The 19,565-nt window shown below is 66.7% G+C and carries 17 protein-coding genes and 1 pseudogene; 13 read left to right on the top strand and 5 right to left on the bottom strand.

All coding sequences use genetic code 11. The features are described 5' to 3' along the window. The first annotated feature begins 1,260 nt into the window (after window positions 1-1,260). The 3 genes and pseudogenes from ON34_RS38305 to ON34_RS10530 all read left to right on the top strand — a co-directional run bounded on the left by ON34_RS38305 (window position 1,261) and on the right by ON34_RS10530 (window position 3,831). The gene (locus tag ON34_RS38305) at window positions 1,261-1,794 is read left to right on the top strand and encodes an ABC transporter substrate-binding protein (RefSeq protein ID WP_083889296.1); all 534 of its coding nucleotides are present in this window, start codon (window positions 1,261-1,263) and stop codon (window positions 1,792-1,794) included. Continuing rightward, a pseudogene (locus ON34_RS37490) lies at window positions 1,770-1,991 on the top strand (DUF6223 family protein); the annotation flags it as partial. The gene ON34_RS38305 and the pseudogene ON34_RS37490, both read left to right, overlap by 25 nt. Window positions 1,992-2,592: 601 nt before the next feature. Continuing rightward, window positions 2,593-3,831, top strand: coding sequence for a GAF domain-containing protein (locus ON34_RS10530; RefSeq protein ID WP_040777731.1), 1,239 nt, complete (start codon window positions 2,593-2,595; stop codon window positions 3,829-3,831). A gap of 171 nt (window positions 3,832-4,002) precedes the next feature. On the opposite strand, the gene ON34_RS10525 is transcribed toward ON34_RS10530, so the two are convergent. Then, window positions 4,003-4,167: a hypothetical protein gene (locus tag ON34_RS10525; protein ID WP_157172250.1), complete on the bottom strand. Its 165-nt coding sequence runs from the start codon at window positions 4,165-4,167 to the stop codon at window positions 4,003-4,005. 307 nt (window positions 4,168-4,474) lie between these two features. Between ON34_RS10525 and ON34_RS10520 the strand changes: the two genes are divergently transcribed. Both ON34_RS10520 and ON34_RS10515 read left to right on the top strand, forming a co-directional pair. Continuing rightward, a complete protein-coding gene (locus tag ON34_RS10520; RefSeq protein ID WP_040777688.1) occupies window positions 4,475-6,298 on the top strand; it encodes an NAD(P)/FAD-dependent oxidoreductase in 1,824 nt (607 codons plus the stop codon). A gap of 73 nt (window positions 6,299-6,371) precedes the next feature. Next, complete coding sequence (locus ON34_RS10515) at window positions 6,372-7,442, top strand: 2,3-butanediol dehydrogenase (protein WP_040777685.1); 1,071 nt, start codon at window positions 6,372-6,374, stop codon at window positions 7,440-7,442. Window positions 7,443-7,676: 234 nt separating this feature from the next. Here ON34_RS10515 and ON34_RS10510 read toward each other — a convergent pair whose 3' ends face one another. The 3 genes from ON34_RS10510 to ON34_RS10500 are packed head-to-tail and all read right to left on the bottom strand — an operon-like array spanning window position 7,677 to window position 10,899. Further along, window positions 7,677-8,351, bottom strand: a complete 675-nt coding sequence (locus ON34_RS10510) for a MadR family response regulator transcription factor (protein ID WP_040777682.1) — start codon at window positions 8,349-8,351, stop codon at window positions 7,677-7,679. After that, window positions 8,348-9,733, bottom strand: a complete 1,386-nt coding sequence (locus ON34_RS10505; protein ID WP_040777680.1) for a MadS family sensor histidine kinase — start codon at window positions 9,731-9,733, stop codon at window positions 8,348-8,350. Before ON34_RS10505 ends, ON34_RS10510 begins: the two co-directional genes overlap by 4 nt. A gap of 8 nt (window positions 9,734-9,741) precedes the next feature. Then, complete coding sequence (locus ON34_RS10500; protein WP_083889298.1) at window positions 9,742-10,899, bottom strand: iron-containing alcohol dehydrogenase; 1,158 nt, start codon at window positions 10,897-10,899, stop codon at window positions 9,742-9,744. A 387-nt stretch (window positions 10,900-11,286) separates the two neighbouring features. Here ON34_RS10500 and mftA point away from each other — a divergent pair, with 387 nt between their 5' ends. From mftA to ON34_RS10475, 6 genes are all read left to right on the top strand, one after another. Next, window positions 11,287-11,400, top strand: a complete 114-nt coding sequence (mftA, locus tag ON34_RS34150; RefSeq protein WP_083887503.1) for a mycofactocin precursor MftA — start codon at window positions 11,287-11,289, stop codon at window positions 11,398-11,400. Next, entirely contained in the window at window positions 11,390-11,680 is a 291-nt protein-coding gene (gene mftB / locus ON34_RS10495) for a mycofactocin biosynthesis chaperone MftB (RefSeq protein ID WP_245547972.1), read from the top strand. Before mftA ends, mftB begins: the two co-directional genes overlap by 11 nt. A 23-nt stretch (window positions 11,681-11,703) precedes the next feature. Continuing rightward, window positions 11,704-12,888 carry a mycofactocin radical SAM maturase gene (mftC, locus tag ON34_RS10490; protein WP_040777674.1) on the top strand — a complete coding sequence of 395 codons (1,185 nt, stop codon included), beginning with the start codon at window positions 11,704-11,706 and terminating at the stop codon, window positions 12,886-12,888. Between the two features lie 16 nt (window positions 12,889-12,904). After that, the gene (mftD, locus tag ON34_RS10485; protein ID WP_040777671.1) at window positions 12,905-14,077 is read left to right on the top strand and encodes a pre-mycofactocin synthase MftD; all 1,173 of its coding nucleotides are present in this window, start codon (window positions 12,905-12,907) and stop codon (window positions 14,075-14,077) included. Between the two features lie 35 nt (window positions 14,078-14,112). Further along, window positions 14,113-15,477 carry a mycofactocin biosynthesis glycosyltransferase MftF gene (gene mftF, locus ON34_RS10480; protein WP_040777668.1) on the top strand — a complete coding sequence of 455 codons (1,365 nt, stop codon included), beginning with the start codon at window positions 14,113-14,115 and terminating at the stop codon, window positions 15,475-15,477. A gap of 64 nt (window positions 15,478-15,541) precedes the next feature. Further along, on the top strand, window positions 15,542-15,721 hold the full coding sequence (locus ON34_RS10475) for a hypothetical protein (protein ID WP_157172249.1): 180 nt from the start codon (window positions 15,542-15,544) through the stop codon (window positions 15,719-15,721). 40 nt (window positions 15,722-15,761) lie between these two features. Here the strand turns inward: ON34_RS10475 and acs are convergent, their stop codons facing one another. After that, window positions 15,762-17,696, bottom strand: a complete 1,935-nt coding sequence (gene acs, locus ON34_RS10470; protein ID WP_040777662.1) for an acetate--CoA ligase — start codon at window positions 17,694-17,696, stop codon at window positions 15,762-15,764. 104 nt (window positions 17,697-17,800) lie between these two features. On the opposite strand from acs, the gene ON34_RS10465 reads away from it, so the two are divergent. Further along, complete coding sequence (locus ON34_RS10465) at window positions 17,801-19,048, top strand: transcriptional regulator (RefSeq protein ID WP_245547971.1); 1,248 nt, start codon at window positions 17,801-17,803, stop codon at window positions 19,046-19,048. A 111-nt stretch (window positions 19,049-19,159) separates the two neighbouring features. Next, on the top strand, window positions 19,160-19,565 hold a 406-nt coding region (locus tag ON34_RS10460), incomplete at its 3' end, for an aldehyde dehydrogenase family protein (RefSeq protein ID WP_040777659.1).

Genomic DNA, 19,565 nt, shown 5'->3' with positions numbered 1-19,565 from the left:
GGCGACGGCACCGACAACGGCCCACCCGGCGAATCCGTAGCCGGCTGCGGTCAGGGTCAACGCCAAAGCGACGATCCGGCCTGATCGACCGTGTCGGGATCGATGAGGCGTTGAAGGTCGTCGAGACCGAACACGAGGCCGAGTTCGGCACGGTGCTACTGGTCGAGTGACTGACCCAAGTGCGCCAACAGGCTGACCGGTGTCCAGGACGACGGCCGCCGCGAGTACTCACTCACCCGTGTCACCGTTTACGCCTTTTAACGGGCCACCTGCGCAAATTTGCAGATCGACGGTGTCCGGAACCCCTCCGAGCACCGTCCACATCCCAAGAAAGAATGCATCCTCTGCAAATTTGCGGAGGACGCATGTCAAAACGGTGTCCGGAGGGGAGTCGTACACCGGAATTGCAGCAGATGTGCACCACTAGTGTGCACATGCCATCACCATACACATTTCTCTCGTTTGCGGCCTCCTTCGGACACGCCCCTGCGGCAGACGCCCGCTGCTACAGATTTGCTTAAGTCCATTTCGCTGCAATGCGTCTGAGCGAAGTACCCGGTTTCGGTGGATAGGTTGCGACGTTCCACGGACCGAGGTCCCGTGCGGAGCGTATTTCTCTGATCGGGCGTCGATTCGGGGGAGTCCTCGCCGGTATGCGGTGCGCAATCTTGTTTACTCGCCACGCGTAAAGCATTGCGTCCGGTCGTGGTGCCCGTCAATGCTTGGAAGACACCCAGTTTGGGTGCATTTACTCGCGGCCTGAACCCATCAACCCCGCGGGTCAACCAAAGCCGGTGCAGTCAATGCTACGTCCGTCCCAACGGATCCGCGCCACTCGCACCGGCGCCGTGAGCCCGCCAGCCGGTCCACGACGCGCGGCCGACTCCACCCAAGGGCGACTCCAGTGACCAGTGCCGTCACCCAAACCGGAGTTGTTATCTGCGTCAGCACAAGCGCCAGTAGCGCTGCCAGAAAAGTACATTCGCCGAAAACAGCCAGCCGGGCACGCGCGCATCCGCTGTCCACAGTTATCGCTGCATAGCAGCTTCACTTGGCGATCAAGGAAGTCGAGAATGCCGCGGGCGGCTCCTCTGCGCGGATGACTGACAGACCCTGGCTCGGCGAAGTCCAAAGACTCCAGATCAGCCTGGACGCTGCCCGCGCGACGCTTGCCGATATCGAACGAAACACCCGACCCGGCAGCTGGCCTGCCGAATGCCATGTCAGCCAACAGCGACGAGAACCACGTGAAGATTCGCGGTGCTGACTGATCACGACCCACGAAGACGTCCAGTAAATTGGCCGCTCGGGCGTGCGCAAAGTGTTTGCCAGCCAGTCAAGCTCTACAGGCGAGAGCGTTGGAGCCTTCGCCATCGTCCGCGACGAGTTGCCGCGAGACCGAGTGCCGGTGGCGATCGGCTAAATCAGCCGACTTTCGGCATCGGGTTCGTGGGCGGTCTCACCATCTCAAAGAGGCTCGATCTCGCGACCGGGACCGAGCTGCCGGTGAACTCCTCCTCGAAGTTTCTCGAGGATGTGCTGGTCCGCCAGGCGCTGCAGGTGGCCCTCGATCGCGACGAGTTCGTCAAGATCGTGGCCAACGGCTATGACGAGGCCACCAAAGGCCCTCTGAGCGCGTCGAATCAGTACTTCACCGACGTGAGCCGGTACCTTACCTACGACCATGCCAAGGCCGTCGGTCTGCTCGGGGGCGGGCGAAGGCTCGTCCGCGTCGGTCGCGTCGGCACCGGAAGGGTCGGAAAGGCGCCACAGCGGTTTTGGTCTCAGGGCTGATCAGCCTGGTCCTCGGTAGCGCGTTCGCGGCCACCGCCGCAGGCGGTCCAGGGACTGGCAACGGGATAGTCGGGGCTCGGGCGGCCATGGTGTCGCGAGCGAGGCCGCGCCACCAGAAGAAATTCACGAGGCCCGATCCCTGTACGCGCGATCGACAACTCGACCTGGCTATATCCGATGCTGATACGGAGGGGTGAGTTCGGCGTGCACCCGCGGAGCGCCGTAGGTGTCGCGTGGCGGCGTGCACGGCACCGATCTGGTCGGTAAGCCAGGCCTGGCGGATCGCTCGTTGCCAGGGTGGGCGCGATCTCCTGCGGTGGAAACCGGGCTCGGGGTGCCGACAGGTTACAGGTGCCGCGGCGATCGCTGCGGTTGGCAGGGTGCCGGTCTCAGCTCCGGAAAGAACCGCTGGTTGCTGCAGGCGCCGAGCTACCGGACGCGCCGGTTACGTGCGAGTTCATCGCGATGTCGCACGGGCTGCGACGCGGTCGGTAGTTGTGCTTCGCGCGGAGGTGCCCAGCTATGCGGATCAGTACCGCAGGCCAGTGGATGGCGGCTCTAGGTGCAGGCGGCAGTGCGCGCGGCATGCGTTCAGCGTTCAGCCCAGCGCCGAGACCGATGACGTGGGTTTTGGTCGTCTTGACGTCGCCGATCCGGTGTTGTGTGATCTATAACACGCGGCCGGGAAATCGAGTCACGATGTTGTAAGGCGTTGCATCATCGATGGTCGCGCGTACAGGAGCGGGGGGGGTTGTGTCGCGTGCGGCGCAACTCGGGAGCAAAGAGCGGACAGGCACGATGGGCGAATTCAACGCGATCACTCCGGGGACGGATCTTCCCCGCTATGCCCGTGACCTGGTGCGCATGCACGATGCGGTGATCGGCGGCGGTCGTTCGCCGTTGCGGCCGCGCACGGTGGTGGCGCGGTCATGGGCGCGGGTGCTGGCGGCGGGTCTGGTGCCGGACCGGGTGAACGCGCGCACGGTGTTGCCGCCCTCGGAGGTGGAGCGTCGGCGCCGGGAGTCGCCGTTGAGTTCGGTTATCGGTGGGATAACGCAGCTGATCGACAGTGTCGCCGACGCGGCGCAGATGATCATGGTAGTGACCGACGCGGACGGCATCGTGCTCTGGCGCGCCGGGTCGGCGAAGGTGCGTCATCGCGCGGACGGGCTGGGTTTTCAGGAGGGGGCGACGTGGACGGAGTCGGCAGTCGGCACGAACGCGATCGGCACAGCGCTGGCGGAGGCCGAGCCGGTGCAGTTGGTGTCGGGGGAGCATTTCGAGCAGTCACAGCATCCCTGGTATTGCACGGCGGCGCCGGTGCACGATCCGCGCACGGGTGAGTTGATCGGGGTGGTGGATGTCAGCGGTCCGGCGTTGACGTTGCATCCGACAATCACGGCGTTGATCGGGGCGGCGGTGCGGCTGGCGGAGGGGCAGCTGCTGCGGCATCAGCAGGAGCGGCTGGAGCGGCTGCGGATGGCGTCGATGCCGGCGTTGTCGTCGTTGAGCGGGCCCGCGTTGCTGGTGGACGAGCACGGGTGGGTGGCGCATGCGGTCGGGGTGGCGGCGGGCCGGCGGATCGCGGTGCCGGATGCGGTGCGGGCGGTGCACGTCCCGGGGCTGGGATTGTGTGAGGCGAAGCCGTTGAACAGCGGATGGTTGGTGCGGCCACGCTCGGCCGACGACAGAATCCGGCTGACACTGGATCTGTCGGGTGCACCGGTGCTGATGGCGCGGGGTGAGTCGGACTGGCGGCGCACTCTTTCTACGCGGCATGCGGAGATCCTGTTGTTGTTGCACCGGTGCGGTACGGCGGGGATGACGGTGACGGCGTTGAGTGAGGCGCTCTACGGCGACCCCGATCATGCGGTGGCGGTGCGGGCGGAGTTGTCGCGGTTGCGCCGGGTGGTGGGGTCGGTGGTGGAGAATCGACCGTATCGGCTGGCGCCCGCGGTGGAGATGACGGTGAGTTTCGGAGCGGGGCCGGACGCGGTGGATAGTGCGTTCGCGCCAGTCCAGTCCAGTCATTCGTGAGCTAGCGTTTCGGACCGGCGCGAGAGAATGAGAAGAGCTGCCACATTTCCCTCTCCGGGTCGGTGGGAAGGCGTAGCCTGAGCGCCTTTCTACGGGTGTTGATGCCCCAGCGGTTCGTCTTCCGCGAGTACGGACTGCGGTATCCACCGGTGCGGTGATGACAGGGCGGGGTCAGAGCGCCACCCCGTCGGCGGCGGTCACCACCGTGATCATCTGCGCTGCGGCGGCGAAGTCAGGGAATTTCGCCGTGACTTCGGCAAACGGGGATTCGCGGCGACGTTGCTGGACCTGGTCCAGTGACCGTATGGCCCAGGCGTTGGGCCGATCCTGAGTCACTGCCGCGGCGCGAAACGCGTTGCCAGGAGCGCGCGCCACCGCGGTCGCAGTGGGAGCGCCGCGCTCCGATGACGGCGTCGTGCATCCGGACCGGTCACGCGTATAGCGGGGGGCCGAGCCTAGATGCGACTGCACTGAATTCGCTGATGATGCCCGTCCGCCGGTGGTCCGAGGTCCGCCGACGCAGACAAGGATCCCGGCAGCCAATATCGCACCCTCACCGAGATGCAACGTCTTGCAACGATTGTGACTCCGACTCATATGCCGTGTGCTGTAGGTCACAAACCTTTGTGGGAAGGAGAATCCGGTGACTCGGACACTGGAACCGGCGGCGCGTGAGGAATCGGCCGGACCGCAGCAGCGGGTGGACGCCTGGTTGCGCGAGTTCGAATCCGCGCTCGCGGCGCGCGACATCGAATCAGCCGCGGGCATGTTCGCCGTGGACAGCTTCTGGCGTGATCTGGTCGCCTTCACCTGGAACATCAAGACCGTGGAGGGCCGCGGCGGCGTCGCCGACATGCTGCGGGCGCGGCTCAACGACACCGATCCGCGCGGCTTCCACACCACCGAGCCGGTCACCGAGGCCGACGGCGTGCTCACCGCCTGGATCGGGTTCGAGACCGCCACCGGGCGCGGCGTTGGCCACCTGCGGCTCACCGACGAGGGCGCATGGACGCTGCTCACCTCGCTGCGCGAGTTGCGCGGCTTCGAGGAGAACAAAGGACCGCGTCGCCCCAAAGGCACTGAGCATGGTGCGAACCGGAACCGTGTCACCTGGGCGGAGCAGCGGGCGCGGGAGGAGAGCGAGCTCGGCGTCACCCGGCAGCCATACGTGGTGGTGGTCGGCGGCGGTCAGGGCGGCATCGCGCTCGGCGCCCGGATGCGGCAGCTCGGCGTGCCCGCGCTGGTGATCGACAAGCACGACCGGCCCGGCGACCAGTGGCGCAAACGCTACAAGTCGCTGTGCCTGCACGACCCCGTCTGGTACGACCACCTGCCGTACCTGCCGTTCCCCGACAACTGGCCGGTGTTCACGCCGAAGGACAAGATCGGCGACTGGCTCGAGATGTACACCAAGATCATGGAGGTGCCGTACTGGTCCAAGACCACCTGCCGCAGCGCCACCTATGACGAGCAGACTCAGGAATGGACCGTCCATGTCGAGCGTGACGGCGAACCGATGGTGCTGCGACCCAAGCACCTCGTGCTGGCCACCGGCATGTCCGGCAAGCCCAACATCCCGAACTTCCCCGGCATGGACCGCTTTCAGGGCGACCAGCACCACTCCAGCCAGCACCCCGGCCCCGACGCCTACGCCGGCAAGCGCGCCGTCGTCATCGGCTCCAACAACTCCGCGCACGACATCTGCGGCGCCCTCTGGGAAGCCGGCGCCGATGTGACGATGGTGCAGCGCTCCTCGACCCACATCGTCAAATCCGACTCCCTGATGGACCTGGGCCTGGGCGACCTGTACTCCGATCGCGCCTTGGCCGCGGGCATGACCACCGACAAGGCCGACCTCACCTTCGCGTCCATGCCGTACCGGATCATGCACCAGTTCCAGATCCCCGTCTACGACGCCATCCGCGAACGCGACGCCGACTTCTACGCCCGCCTCGAGCGCGTCGGCTTCCAGCTCGACTGGGGCGACGACGGCTCCGGCCTGTTCATGAAGTACCTGCGCCGCGGCTCCGGCTACTACATCGACGTCGGCGCCTCGGAGTTGGTCGCCGACGGCGACATCAAGCTCGCGCACGGTGAGGTGCGCGAACTCACCGAGCACTCGGTGATCCTCGACGACGGCACTGAACTGCCCGCCGACCTCGTCGTCTACGCCACCGGATACGGCTCGATGAACGGCTGGGCCGCCGACCTCATCGGCCAGGACGTCGCCGACAAGGTCGGCAAGTGCTGGGGCTACGGCTCCGGAACCACCAAGGACCCCGGCCCCTTCGAAGGTGAACTGCGCAATATGTGGAAGCCGACCCACCAGGATGGCCTGTGGTTCCACGGCGGCAACCTGCACCAATCCCGCCATTACTCACTGTATTTGGCGCTGCAGCTCAAGGCTCGCTACGAGGGCCTGCCAACTCCGGTCTACGGGTTGCAGGAAGTCCACCACCTGAGCTGAGCCGTCTTCGCCGCCGGGTCGCCGTATTCGGCGGCCCGGCTTGCAACTTATTGAATCCCAAGGAGAACCATCAATGAGGGCAGCACGTTTCCACGGTCCCGGCGATGTCCGTGTCGAGGAGGTGCCGGAGCCGGCCACCCGGCCAGGGACGGTGAAAGTCGAGGTCGAATGGTGCGGCATCTGCGGCACCGATCTGCACGAGTATCTGGAAGGACCGATCTTCGCCCCACCCGCGACCACACCACACCCGCTCACCGGCGAAACGGTCCCGATCACCCTCGGTCACGAATTCGCCGGTGTAGTGGTCGAGTTGGGGGAGGGGGTGGAAGATCTGCGCGTCGGTGACCGGGTCGTGGTGGAACCGTACATCGTCTGCGGTCGCTGCGACGCATGCCGCCGCGGGCGCTACAACGTCTGCCGCACACTGGGTTTCGTGGGGCTTTCCGGCCGCGGTGGCGGCTTCGCCCGCTATGTGGTGGCCGATCGCCGCTGGATTCATCCGCTCGGCGACCTGGGCACCGATGTGGGCGCGCTGGTGGAGCCGCTTGCGGTCGCCTACCACGCGGTGCGGTTGTCGGGTGTTTCCGGCGGCGACACGGCGCTCGTCTTCGGTGCGGGGCCGATCGGCTTGGTCACCACGGCGGTGCTGCGCGCCGTCGGCGTCGATCACGTCATCACCGTCGAACCGGCCGAGGTGCGCAAGGCCAAGGCCGCGCTCGCGGGCGCCGATCAGGTGCTCGACCCGACCGCCGGCGACGTCATCGAGCAGGTCCTCGACCTGACCGATGGCCGCGGCGCGGACATCACCTTCGAATGCGCTGGAGTCGACGCGGTGCTCGCGTCGGCGATCCGATCCACGCGCGCCGGCGGCACCTGCGTGAACGTGGCAATTTGGGGTCATGAGGCGCGAGTCGCCATGAACGATTTGGTCTTCGGCGAGGTCAGCGTGATCGGGTCGCTCGCGTACGCCGGCGACCACCCCGCCACCATCGACCTGATAGCCACCGGCAAGGTCGACCCACACCAGTTCATCACCGGCCGCATCCAGCTCGACGATATCGTGCGGCGGGGGTTCGACGAACTGATCGGCAACAAGGAGGAGAACGTCAAGATCCTTGTCTCGCCGGGTGGCGCGGATTTGTGATTGCTGACAGGTGAAGGCGCGCGATGTAATCGGTGGTGCACAATCGAATTGCTTCGCAGCACCATCGAGGACTGCCGGCTGCTGCCGCGCCTGCCCTGCGAACGATTGTTCCTCGGGCGGTGACCGGCAGCCAGCGCGCCGACGCCGAGGAGTTTCGGCGGACGGCCCACGTACGGGTGTGGCAGCAGCTCGGCTTCTTCTGTAGCGAGCGGGGCAGCCGTCGTGGTGCGCCGGTCAGATCAGCCCCATCTTGCTGGCCTCGTACACGGCTCCCGCGCGAGTGGACGCCGAGAGTTTGCGCATGATGTTGCGGACGTGGAATTTGACCGTTGTCTCCGAAATGAAGAGCTTGCCGCCGATTTCCCGGTTGCTCTTGCCTTGGGCGAGCAGTTCGAGGACCCGGTGCTCGCGGTCGGTCAGCGCCGGTTCATCCGATGCGGTCCGGATGGTGCGCATCATCACGGAGGCCGATCGCGGGTCGAAAGCGCTTTCGTCGCGGGCGACGGCCCGGATGGAGGAGACCAATGCGGTGGTGTCGACGTCCTTGATGACGTAGCCCTTGGCGCCGCGATGGACGGCCTCGAGCACCAACGCGTCGTCCAGGAAAGTTGTCAGTACGAGGACTCCCGCGTCGGGAAAACGGGAGGTGAGCTCGGAGCACACCTCGAGGCCCTCGGTGTCGGAACCGGTGCCCAGTTTGAGGTCGAGCAGCACGATATCCGGTCGCTGTCCGGCCACTACCGAAATGGCCTCGGCGGCTGTCGCGGCTTCGCCGACGACATGCATGTCGTGTTCGCGTTCGAGGATGGATCGCAGGCCCTGCCGGACGATGGCGTGATCGTCGACGAGGACGATACGCAGTTCTCGCGTCTGCGGGTGCGAGGCTGTGGCGGGTCTGCTGACGGTCATCGCTGAGTCCTTCCGTCGGTGGCGATCGGCAGCGGAATCTGGAACCGGATCATGATTCCGCCGAGTTGCGCCCGGCGGATGGACATGGATCCGCCCATTTCCTCGGCTCGGGCGCGCATGTTGGCGAGCCCCCGGTGCGCGCCGGCCAGGTTGGTGGACGCCGTGACCCTCAGCATCTTTCGCAGTTGGGCGGGGTCGCCGTCGCCGTCGTCGGAAATGGTGAGCACAATCCGGTCGGGGTGATAGAGCAGGCGGACGTGCGCACGGAAGGCGTTGCTGTGTGAGACGGTGTTGAACAACGCCTCGCCGGTGATGCGCAGGAGCGAGTGCTCCGTTTCACTGGACAACGGTACCGGGTCACCGATCACGGTGACCTGCACCTTCAGATCGCTGGGCAGGTGCACGCTGGACAATCGTTCGAGCAATATCGGCAGTGCCCCCGGCGCCTCGTCGGCGGCGTGATGCAGCGCGTAGATCGCCGCACGCAGCCGCTCCACCACATGTCGGGTGAGATCCTTTGCGGCCGAGAGCTTTTCGACGATTTCGTCGTGCTCGCCGCGCGACGCCGCCAGTTCGGAACGGCAGATCTCGATGGTCATTCCCGCCGACAGCACATCCTGGGTGACGCTGTCGTGCAGCTCGCGCGCGATGCGGTGCCGTTCGTCGTCGAGCGCCTGCCGCTGCATGGCATCGCCCAATCGCTGCTGGATATGGGCGAGCTCGGCGTCGCGCGCGGCGAGATCGCGCGCCTGCTGAGCGGTGGCCTCGCTGAGCTCCTCGGCGCGGTCGCGCAGCCGGGTGGTGTCGTGCAGCAGGAACGCGTTGTGCAACGCCACCGCGACCTGGTTCGCCAGTACGCGCAGAATCGCCAGATCGGTGTCGCCGATCTCGACATCGCGGCCCGGCAGCCCGGCGATGCCGCCGACCGGTTCGCCGTCCAAGGTCATCGCGACCCGCACGACACCGCCATCGGCCAGGTCCTCGGCTTCCCACGGCCGGGTGCGCAGCACCCGCAGGTGCGGCAGCACGTCCGCAGGCACCAATCGCTCGTCCTCGATCAGGCCGCTACCGCCGAGCAGCAGGAAACGCGGCCGGGCCGCTTGCAATGCGCCATCGGACAGGGTGACCAGCAACCAGTCGGCCTGCAGATGGTCGGCGGCTGCCTGTAGCACCGCCTCCACGAGACCGCGCGGCCCTTCAGCCGTGCGCACCAACGCGCGCGAAATCCGGTCGAGGGCGCGCACCGCGTTTTCCAGCCGCTCGGCCGAGCGTACGTACGCCGGATAGAAGGATCGTTTTCCGGAGCGGACGCCGGTCAGGACGCCCAGGTCGGTGGCTGTGCTGCTGATGCTCGGGCGGTCAGGGCTGGAGAATCCGGTCATCGTGCGCCTCACAGCGCCCTGCGGAACAACGCCTCGATGTCGGCGGCATCGGCATCGCGGGGATTGGTCGCCAGGCAGGCATCATCCAGTGTCGTTCTGGCCATGATCGGAATATCGTCCGCGGTGACACCGAGTGCGGCGAGACCACTCGGTACTCCCACGTCGTCCGCGAGCTGCCGCACCCGCTCGGCCAGTTGCTCGGCGACCTCCGAGGCGGGTCTGCCGGAAACGTCGATCCCCACCGCCGCGGCCAACGGAACATACGGTGTGGGATCTGTCGCTGCATTGAACCGGATGCAGTGCGGCAGAAGTACCCCGTTCAGCACTCCATGTGGCGCGTCGAGCAGTCCACCCACCTGGTGGCTCATGGCGTGGGTGATGCCGAGGATGGCATTGGTGAATGCCATGCCGGCTTCGAGCGCGCCGTGAGCCATCGCGATCCGAGGCTCGGCGAGGCGTGGCCGGGCCATGGTCTGCTGCAGGTTGTTCGTGATCAGGTGCGCGGCGCGCAATGCGTGGTGATCGGTGAGCCGGTTGTGCGCCCGGGAGACGAACGACTCGATCGCGTGGGTCAGCGCGTCCAGGCCGGTGGCCGCGTTCAACTCATCGGGCATGGTGATAAGCAGTCGAGGATCGACGATGGAGATGTCCGGGACCAGAGTCCGGCTGATGATGGTGATCTTGGTGTGCCGGGCCGTGTCGGTGACGATGGCGAACTGCGAAACATCAGCGCCGGTGCCGGAGGTCGACGGAGCCACTACCAGCGGCGGGATGGGACGCACTACGTGGTCGACACCCGCGTAGTCGAGGATGGCGCCGCCGTTTCCGGCCAGAATCGCGACGCCCTTGGCCGCGTCGATACAGGAGCCGCCGCCGACGGCGATCACCACATCGCTGCCCGTCGCCTGGTACTGCTCATATGCCGCGGCGATCTCGTGATCTTTCGGATTGGGCGTGATCGCCGACCACAGGGCCGGCTGCAAGCCGACCTCCTGCAGATGGCGGGTGGCCTCGGCGACCCAGCCGGATTCGATGATTCCCGGGTCCGTGACCAAGAACGGGCGACGCGCACCCACCCGCAGCGCGCAGTGGCCGAGTTCGGCCAGTGCGCCGGGACCGAAGACGACCTCGGGCGTGTGGAATTTGGCGAGCTGCGGCGCGCCCATGGCGGTCTTCAGAGCCTGCGGACCGGTGAGCTCCGCTGTCGCGTCACCCGGACCGGTAGGCAGGATCTCGGTCTTCGCGGCGGGCCGCTGCGCCGTACCCGATGCCAGCCGGGTCAACTGCGTCACGACTGCTCCTCACTCGCCCACATACGGCGACACTGCCGAACGTCTCCAGGCTAGTCCTCGATGTGAGGGCGGTCATACCCTGCGATCGTGCTGGGGGCACCTACCCGATCGGACAGGTGCCCCCAGGACGATCACGACCGAACCGGGCGTCGGGCATCGAACCTCTCCGTCCGGGCAGTTCGGTGTGGCGATCGGATGGTTGTGCCGCGACGCCGTTCTCTTCGGTGCCGAATGCCCCTAGCTTCGTGGTCGCGGTCATAGATGGCCACCGATGAAAGGAGCTTCCCCATGAACGAGCATTCGATCGATGAGACGGTCGAACAGGACCTGCTGGTCGAGGACGTGTCTATCGATGGCATGTGCGGTGTCTACTGAGACCCCGCCCTTCGACCCGACCCGGCCATACCGCCTCACGCCGTCGGTGGCGGTCCGGCCGGAGCCGTTCGGGGCGCTGCTGTACGACTACGGCACCCGCCGGCTGTCATTTCTGAAGACACCCGCGTTGGTGCGGGTGGTCCGCACGTTGGCGGACCACACCGACGCGGCGTCCGCGCTGGCGGCGGCCGAGGTCCCGCGCACGGACAGACCGCGCTATCTGAACGCCCTGGCCGACCTGGCCGCTGCGGGCACGATTCAAGCTCGCTCGCAGGCGTGAGCGAACGGCAGAGGAGGAATCCGATGAGGTTGGTGGAGCAGTTCAAACATGGTCTGGCCGCGCCGATCTGCTTGACCTGGGAGCTCACCTACGCCTGCAACCTGGCGTGCGAGCATTGCCTTTCCTCGTCAGGTCGGCGCGATCCCCGCGAGCTCAGCACAGCCGAATGCAAGACCGTCATTGATGATCTGCAACGGATGCAGGTGTTCTATGTCAACATCGGCGGCGGTGAGCCGACGGTGCGGCCCGACTTCTGGGAACTGCTCGACTACTCGATCGATCACGGGGTGGGTGTCAAGTTCTCCACCAATGGAGTTCGGATCACCCCGGAGCGGGCGCGACGACTGGCCGCCACTGATTACGTAGACGTGCAGATCTCCATCGACGGCGCCACCGCGGAGGTCAACGACGCCGTGCGCGGCCGGGGGTCGTTCGCGATGGCTCATCGGGCGATGGCCAACCTCGCCGACGCGGGATTTCAGAATTTCAAGATCTCGGTGGTGATGACCCGACACAATGTCGCGCAACTCGATGAGTTCGCAACGCTCGCGGACCGGTTCGGCGCGCAACTGCGGATCACCCGGCTGCGTCCATCAGGCCGCGGTGCCGATGTCTGGGACGACCTGCATCCCACCGCAGCCCAACAGTTGCAGATCTACGAGTGGTTGATCGCCAACGGCGCGAACGTGCTGACCGGCGACTCGTTCTTTCATCTCAACGCCCTCGGATCCACGCCGTTGCCTGGCTTGAACCTGTGTGGCGCCGGACGGGTGGTGTGCCTGATCGACCCGGTCGGCGATGTCTATGCCTGTCCGTTCGCTATTCACGACGAGTTCCTCGCCGGTAATGTCCGCGATCCGGGCGGCTTCGAGAAGGTCTGGGGCACATCCGAGCTCTTCACCCGGTTGCGGCAACCTCAGACCGGTGGAAGCTGCACCGCCTGCCCTGCGTTCGACGCGTGCCAAGGCGGGTGCATGGCCGCGAAATTCTTCACCGGGTTGCCGCTGGATGGGCCGGACCCGGAATGCGTCCGAGGCAACGCCGAAGCCGCGTTCGCCGCCGTCGGCGCGGGGGGTGTGCCGAGACCCGACAAGGACCATTCCCGCAGGGCCGCCCGGTCAGGATCGGTCCCGCTCGGCATACCCACCGCGCGCTTTCCGGTTCCGGACCGGGCGTGCGACACCAGCCCTATCTCCGGAATTCACTGATACACAAGGATTTCTCATGGCAAGCACGAAGGACTGGTTCGAAACGGTCGCCGAGGCCAAGGAACGCGCGAAAAAGCGTGTGCCCGAGCCGGTGTACCGCGCGCTGTTGGCTGGTTCGCAGGCCGGGGTCACGCTGGCCGATAACACCGCGGCCTTCGCCGAGCTCGGCTTTCGCCCGCGCATCGCCGACCTCCCTGCTGTCCGGTCGCAGGCGACGAGCGTTCTGGAACAGCAGATCTCGCTACCGGTGATCATCTCGCCCACCGGTGTACAGGCCGTCGACCCGCACGGCGAGGTCGGTGTCGCCCGGGCCGCCGCGGCCTCGGGCACCGCGATGGGGCTGTCGTCGTTCGCCTCCAAACCGATCGAGGACGTTATCGAGGCCAACGACAAGGTGTTCTTCCAGGTGTACTGGCTCGGCAGCAAGGATGCCATGCTGGCCCGCCTGGATCGGGCGAAACGGGCGGGAGCCAAGGGGCTGATCGTCACGTTGGACTGGGTGTTCGCCACCGCCCGCGACTGGGGGAGTCCTCCGCTGCCGGAACGAATCGATGTCAAAACCGCGCTGCGGTTCGCGCCGAGCGTCGTCGTCCGGCCGGGATGGCTGTGGCGATTCCTGCGCGCAGGCGCGCTGCCCGACCTCACCACACCGAATCTCGTTGGGATAGGCGAAAGCGGCCCCACGTTCTTCGGCGCGTATGGCGAGTGGATGGGCACGCCGCCCCCGACATGGCAGGACTTGGCGTGGCTGCGTGAGCAGTGGGACGGCCCGATGATGATCAAGGGCGTCATGCGCGCCGACGATGCGCGGCGAGCCGTCGACGTCGGCGCCACCGCCATTTCGGTGTCCAACCACGGCGGAAACAACCTCGATTCGACACCCGCAGCCATTCGAGCGCTGCCCGGTGTGGTGGAGGCGGTGGGCGATCAGCTGGAGGTGTTGCTCGATGGAGGGATCCGCCGCGGCAGCGATGTGGTCAAGGCCGTCGCGCTCGGTGCGCGCGCGGTCATGATCGGCCGCCCCTACCTGTGGGGCATGGCCGCGAACGGTGAGCGCGGCGTGCACAATGTGCTGGAAATACTGCGGCAGGGTATCGACTCCACGCTGTATGGTCTCGGCCGTTCCGATATCCATGAGGTGCACCAAGAGGACGTGCTCATCCCGGACGGATTCCGGCGAGGCATGTGAAGATGGCCGGGCGGCGTCAACGGAGGGCGGCTGAGTTGCCCGAAATCGTTCTCGATCACAGCGTCCGCCGTTACGCGGCGGGCCGGGTATTGCTCGGTGGGTCGCCATTGCGTCTGGTGCGGCTGTCGGCGGATGGGGCGCGTCGCGTCGACCGGTGGCTCGTCGGTGCGCCGGTCGGCGCCGACGCGCGGTCGGCGATGTTGCTGCAGCATCTGCTCAGCGCGGGGCTCGTGCATCCGGTCCCCGGTCCAGCGACATACACCGCGGCCGATGTCACGCTCGTCGTGCCGGTCAAAGACAACGCCGCCGGTCTGTCTCGACTGCTCGACGCGACGTGCGAACTGCGCCACCGCATCGTTGTGGACGATGGATCGGAAATTGCCCTGGGGCAGGCGACGATTCGCCACCACACCCCGCATGGTCCGGCCGCGGCCCGCAATACCGGCTGGCGTCGGGCTCGCACCGATCTGGTCGCCTTTCTCGACTCCGATGTCGTTCCGGAAGCGGATTGGCTGGATGCTGTACTGCCGCTGTTCGACGATCCAAGGGTCGCAGCCGTGGCCCCTCGCGTGCGCAGTTGCACCGAGCGCGTGCCAGGGGAATCTGCCCCGTCAGGTGCCAGGTCCGTAAGCCGCTATGAAGAAGGCCGTTCCAGTCTGGATATGGGCCGACACCCCGCCGTGGTCCGGCCGATGAGCCGGGTGGCCTATGTTCCCGCCGCCGCGCTCGTCGTCCGTCGCGACGCATTGGCTCAGATCGGTGGATTCGATGAGCGGCTGCGCTTCGGCGAGGATGTCGATCTGGTTTGGAGGCTCGCCGACGCGGGTCATCTGGTCCGCTATCAGCCGAGCGCCGTCACCTGGCACACGCCACGCCGCAGCGTGTGGGCCTGGTTACGGCAGCGGTTCGATTACGGGACGTCGGCCGCGCCGCTGGCGATCCGGCATCCGGAACGGCTCGCCTGTGCTCGGCTGAGCCCATTGCATGCGCTGTCTTGGGCTTCGGCCGTGACCGGCCGCCCGATCCTGGCCGCTTCCGCCGCTGCGGTCGCCGCGGCGCTGACGCTGCGCCGGCTCCGCGGTATTCCCGCCACTGCGGCCCTGGCCGTCACCGGCGGAGCGCACATCGGCGCAGGCCAGGCGCTGGCCGACGCCGTCCGCCGTACCTGGTGGCCGTTAGCGCTGCTCACTCCGACCGGTCGGCGCGTGCTGCTGCTGAGCCTCGGAGTGTGCCTTGCTGAAGCTGTCGGTGGCCGCCACGGTACCGCCTGGCTGACGCTGCGTATCGCTGACGATGCCGCCTACTCGCTCGGGGTATGGACCGGATGTCTTCGGCACCGGACCCTCGTACCGCTGTCGCCGCGATTCACCAGAAGACGCCGTAACGATGAGTCTCCATGAGCGGCGTTTCCGCGTGCAACGCCTGCACCGAGGGCGGCGTTCTCCGTTGCCGAACGAACCGGACGTGTGTTTGCGGATCGTATTCGGTTGCCAGCAGCTGGATTTCGTGGCGTGCTTGACGGCGGCGCTGGTGTTCGTGCAGGAATGGCCGGCTCGCGAGCGTGGCACCGTAACCATCCTGCGTCCCAGGGACACAGCCGAGTTCCCGCGCTTGCCCACGGAACGGCTCTACATCCAGCCGTGACCGCCCCGTGGCAGCGTGCGAGGTGAATAGAGCGATGGATTCAGTTGCCGTCGGTCCGGTAGGACGCGGCGATCCGATGCACCACAGCAGGATCGGCGAGGGTGGTCGTCTCGCCGAGGTCGTGACCCTCGGCGATATCGCGGAGCAGGCGGCGCACGATCTTGCCCGATCGCGTTTTCGGGAGTTCGGCGACGATCAGCGTCTGCCGCGGAGCGGCGATCGGCCCGATCGCGGTGACCACATGCCTGCGCAGCTCCTCGCCGCCGAGTTCACCGGCGTCGTCCCGCAGGACGACGAACGCGACGACGCGCTGGCCGGTGACCGGATCGGCGGCGCCGACCACCGCGGCCTCCGCGACAGCCGGATGCGATACCAGTGCCGATTCGATTTCCGAAGTCGACAAGCGATGGCCGGACACGTTCATGACGTCGTCAGTACGACCGAGCACCCAGATGTCGCCATCATCATCGTATTTCGCCCCATCACCGGCGAAGTAGTAGCCGTGCGCGGCGAACCGGTCCCAATAGTTCTTCCGGAACCGTTCTTCGTCGCCCCAGACGCCCCGCACCATCGACGGCCAGGGCTTGGTCAACACCAGATAGCCGCTCTCTCCACGAGCGACCTCCACACCCTGATCGTCGACCACCCGCGCCGATATCCCCGGCAGCGGCCGTTGGGCGGAACCCGGCTTCGGGGGACGAACACCGGGAACCGGGGCGACCATGATCGCACCGGTCTCGGTCTGCCACCAGGTGTCCACGATGGGTGCACGCCCGGCGCCGATGTGGTCGCGGTACCAGAGCCAGGCTTCGGGATTGATCGGCTCGCCGACACTGCCGAGCACCCGAAGAGTGGACAGATCGTATTTCGCCGGAATGTCGTCTCCCCACTTCATGAAGGTGCGGATCAGCGTGGGCGCGGTGTAGTAGATGGAGACGCCGTACTTCTCGATGATCTCCCAATGCCTGCCCTCGTGCGGGGTGTTCGGCGTTCCCTCGTAGACGACCTGGGTGGCCCGGTTGGCCAACGGCCCGTAGACGAGATAGGAATGGCCGGTCACCCAGCCGATATCGGCGGTGCACCAGTACACGTCCCGGCCTGGCTGGTGGTCGAAGGCCACCTCATGCGAATAAGCGGCCTGCACCAGGTAGCCGCCCGAGGTGTGCAGGATGCCTTTCGGTTTCCCGGTAGTGCCCGAGGTGTACAGGATGAACAGCGGATGCTCGGCGTCGAAGGCTTCGCAGCGATGCTCGTCGGACTGCCCGCTCATCAAGTCGTGCCACCACACATCGCGACCAGGTGTCCATGGCACCTCACCGGCCAGGTCGCCCCCGGTGCGCCGCACGACGATCACCTTCTCGACACTCGCCGCTCCGGCCAGCGCCTCGTCCACGTTCCGCTTCATCGGAACGGCGCGACCGCGACGGTATTGTCCGTCGGCGGTGATCACCACCCGCGCCTGCGCGTCATCGACGCGGGCCCGCAACGCCGTCGGCGAGAAGCCGGCGAACACGACGCTGTGCACCAGACCGAGCCGGGCGCAGGCGAGCATCGTGATGATCGCCTCGGGAATCATCGGCAGCTGGACGGCGACACGATCACCCGGCTGCAGGCCGAGCGAGGCAAGCGCGTTCGCGGCCGCGCACACCGCGCTGCGGAGATCGGCATAGGTCAGGTCGCGGGTGTCGCCGGGTTCCCCCACCCAATGGATGGCTACCTGATCGCCGTGCCCCGCGTCGACGTGCCGGTCCACACAGTTGTGCGCGACATTCAGCGTGCCCCCACCGAACCAGGTCGCGAACGGCGCCGTGGACCAGTCCAGTACGGTGTGCCACTTGGTGTGCCAGTGCAGGCGGTCGGCCTGCTGCGCCCAGAAGCCCTCCCAATCCAGTTGGGCATGTTCGTACAGCTCCGCGGCCACACCCGTGCGGCTGCGCACCGGTTGGAAAGGCGGGGTGGTGGTGAGGTCGTCCATGGCGGGGAGTGTCGGCGGAAAAGGTTGGCGACAGGTTGCGCAGGTCACAGAAGTGCTGGCGCGCGAGCATGCGCCGCGCAAAGATGGGGTTGTCGGTGAATGTGATGAGGAAGACACGGACCAGCGAGATGGCGCACTTCACTACTCTCTCGGAGCAGCGAGCTGCTTTGGAGAAGGAATGGGCTCGATGGGTGCCGGGAGCAGCGCATCCTCTTACGGCGCGCGCCAGCAATTCCAGCCTGCGCAGCGAAGTCGCCCAATCCTGGCGGCGCTCCCTTCGTACTGTAGATCCAGCGCTCGATTGCGCGCCTGCGGATTCCTCCGATGTCGGCTCGCGGTGGGTCGAGTCGCCGTTGCGCGCTCCGGTGACCGAACTGTCCGAGCAACTGCACAGCATCGCCAACGACGCGGGCTACGTGGCTGCGGTGACCGATGATTCCGGCACCATCCTCTGGTCCTATGGAGGGGCCGTCATGCGCCGTCGGGCCGAACAGGTGGGGTTCGCCCCGGGCGGCCGGTGGGACGAGGCCCATATGGGCACCAACGCCCTCTCGCTCGCCCTGCGCACCGGGCAGCCGAGCACCGTTTTCTCGGCCGAGCATCTGGTCGCCGCCTTGCACGGCTGGGTCTGTTACTGCGCGCCGATCCGGGCGGCCGACGGACGTCAACTCGGCGTGCTCGATCTGTCCTCCACCTGGGACCGGTCCCATCCGCTGGCCATGTCCACGGTCCGGACGCTGGTCAGCGCCATCGAAACCCAGTTGCGCGCCAGCATGACGCACACCGACTCAGGTCTTCGGCTCAGTTGCCTGGGAGCCGCCCGGCTGGTCCGTGACGGACAACAGATCCGGTTGCGGCGACGCCAGTTGGAGATTCTGGTACTGCTCGCGTTGGAACCCGACGGCTTTACTCCCGAGCGGCTGCATCTGGCCATCTACGGCGACCGTCCGGCCAGTTCGAGCACGCTCAAGGCGGACGTGTCGCACCTGCGGCGAACCACCGGCGGCGAGATCGCCAACCGCGTGTACCAGCTGATGACCCCGCTGTCGTGCGATGCGGTGGATCTGCTGGCCGCGCTCGAAGCCGGGGATACGACGACCGCCGTGCAGCTGTATCGCGGACCGTTGCTGCCCGAATCGGATACGCCCGGCATCGTGGAGTGGCGTGAATACCTGGAAGTCGGCGTACGCACCGCCGTCCTGGCCAGCGACAACGTCGAGCACGCGCTGCGCTACGGCGAGCGGGCACTCGACGATATCGAGGTGCATGAGCACGCGCTGCGGCTGCTGCCCGGCACGGACGCCCGCCGCGCGGTGGCCGCCGCGCGGTTGCACACGGCGCTGCGCGCCTGACGTCCGGTTGATCGCGCAACCTTCTGCCAACCCTCGCCACCCAAAGTGAGTCGCATCACGACTTTGCCGTCGTGTGGCATACGCCTCAGTACTCAGCGAGGAGCACGCGTCATGATCTACACCAAGCCTGGTGCCGAGGGCAGCATCGTCAGCTTTGCCGCCCGTTACGAGAACTTCATCGGCGGCGAATGGACCGCCCCCGTCGAGGGCCGCTACTTCGAGAATCCCTCCCCGGTGGACGGACAGACGTTCTGCGAGGTGGCGCGGTCCTCGGCCGCCGACATCGACCTGGCGTTGGACGCCGCGCACCAGGCCGCCGACGCCTGGGGCGCGACATCGACGACCGAACGGGCCAACATCCTCAACAAGATCGCCGACCGGATCGAGGACAACCTCGAGGCGCTCGCGGTCGCCGAGACCTGGGAGAACGGCAAGCCGGTGCGCGAAACGCTGGCCGCCGACCTGCCGTTGGCGGTCGATCACTTCCGCTACTTCGCCGGCGCCGTCCGCGCTCAAG

Origin of the sequence: Nocardia pneumoniae NBRC 100136 (assembly GCF_000308755.1) — a bacterium.
In the GTDB taxonomy this organism is placed as follows: domain Bacteria; phylum Actinomycetota; class Actinomycetes; order Mycobacteriales; family Mycobacteriaceae; genus Nocardia; species Nocardia pneumoniae.
Note: the sequence above shows the minus strand (reverse complement) of the source record. Positions and strands in the feature narration are given on the sequence as shown.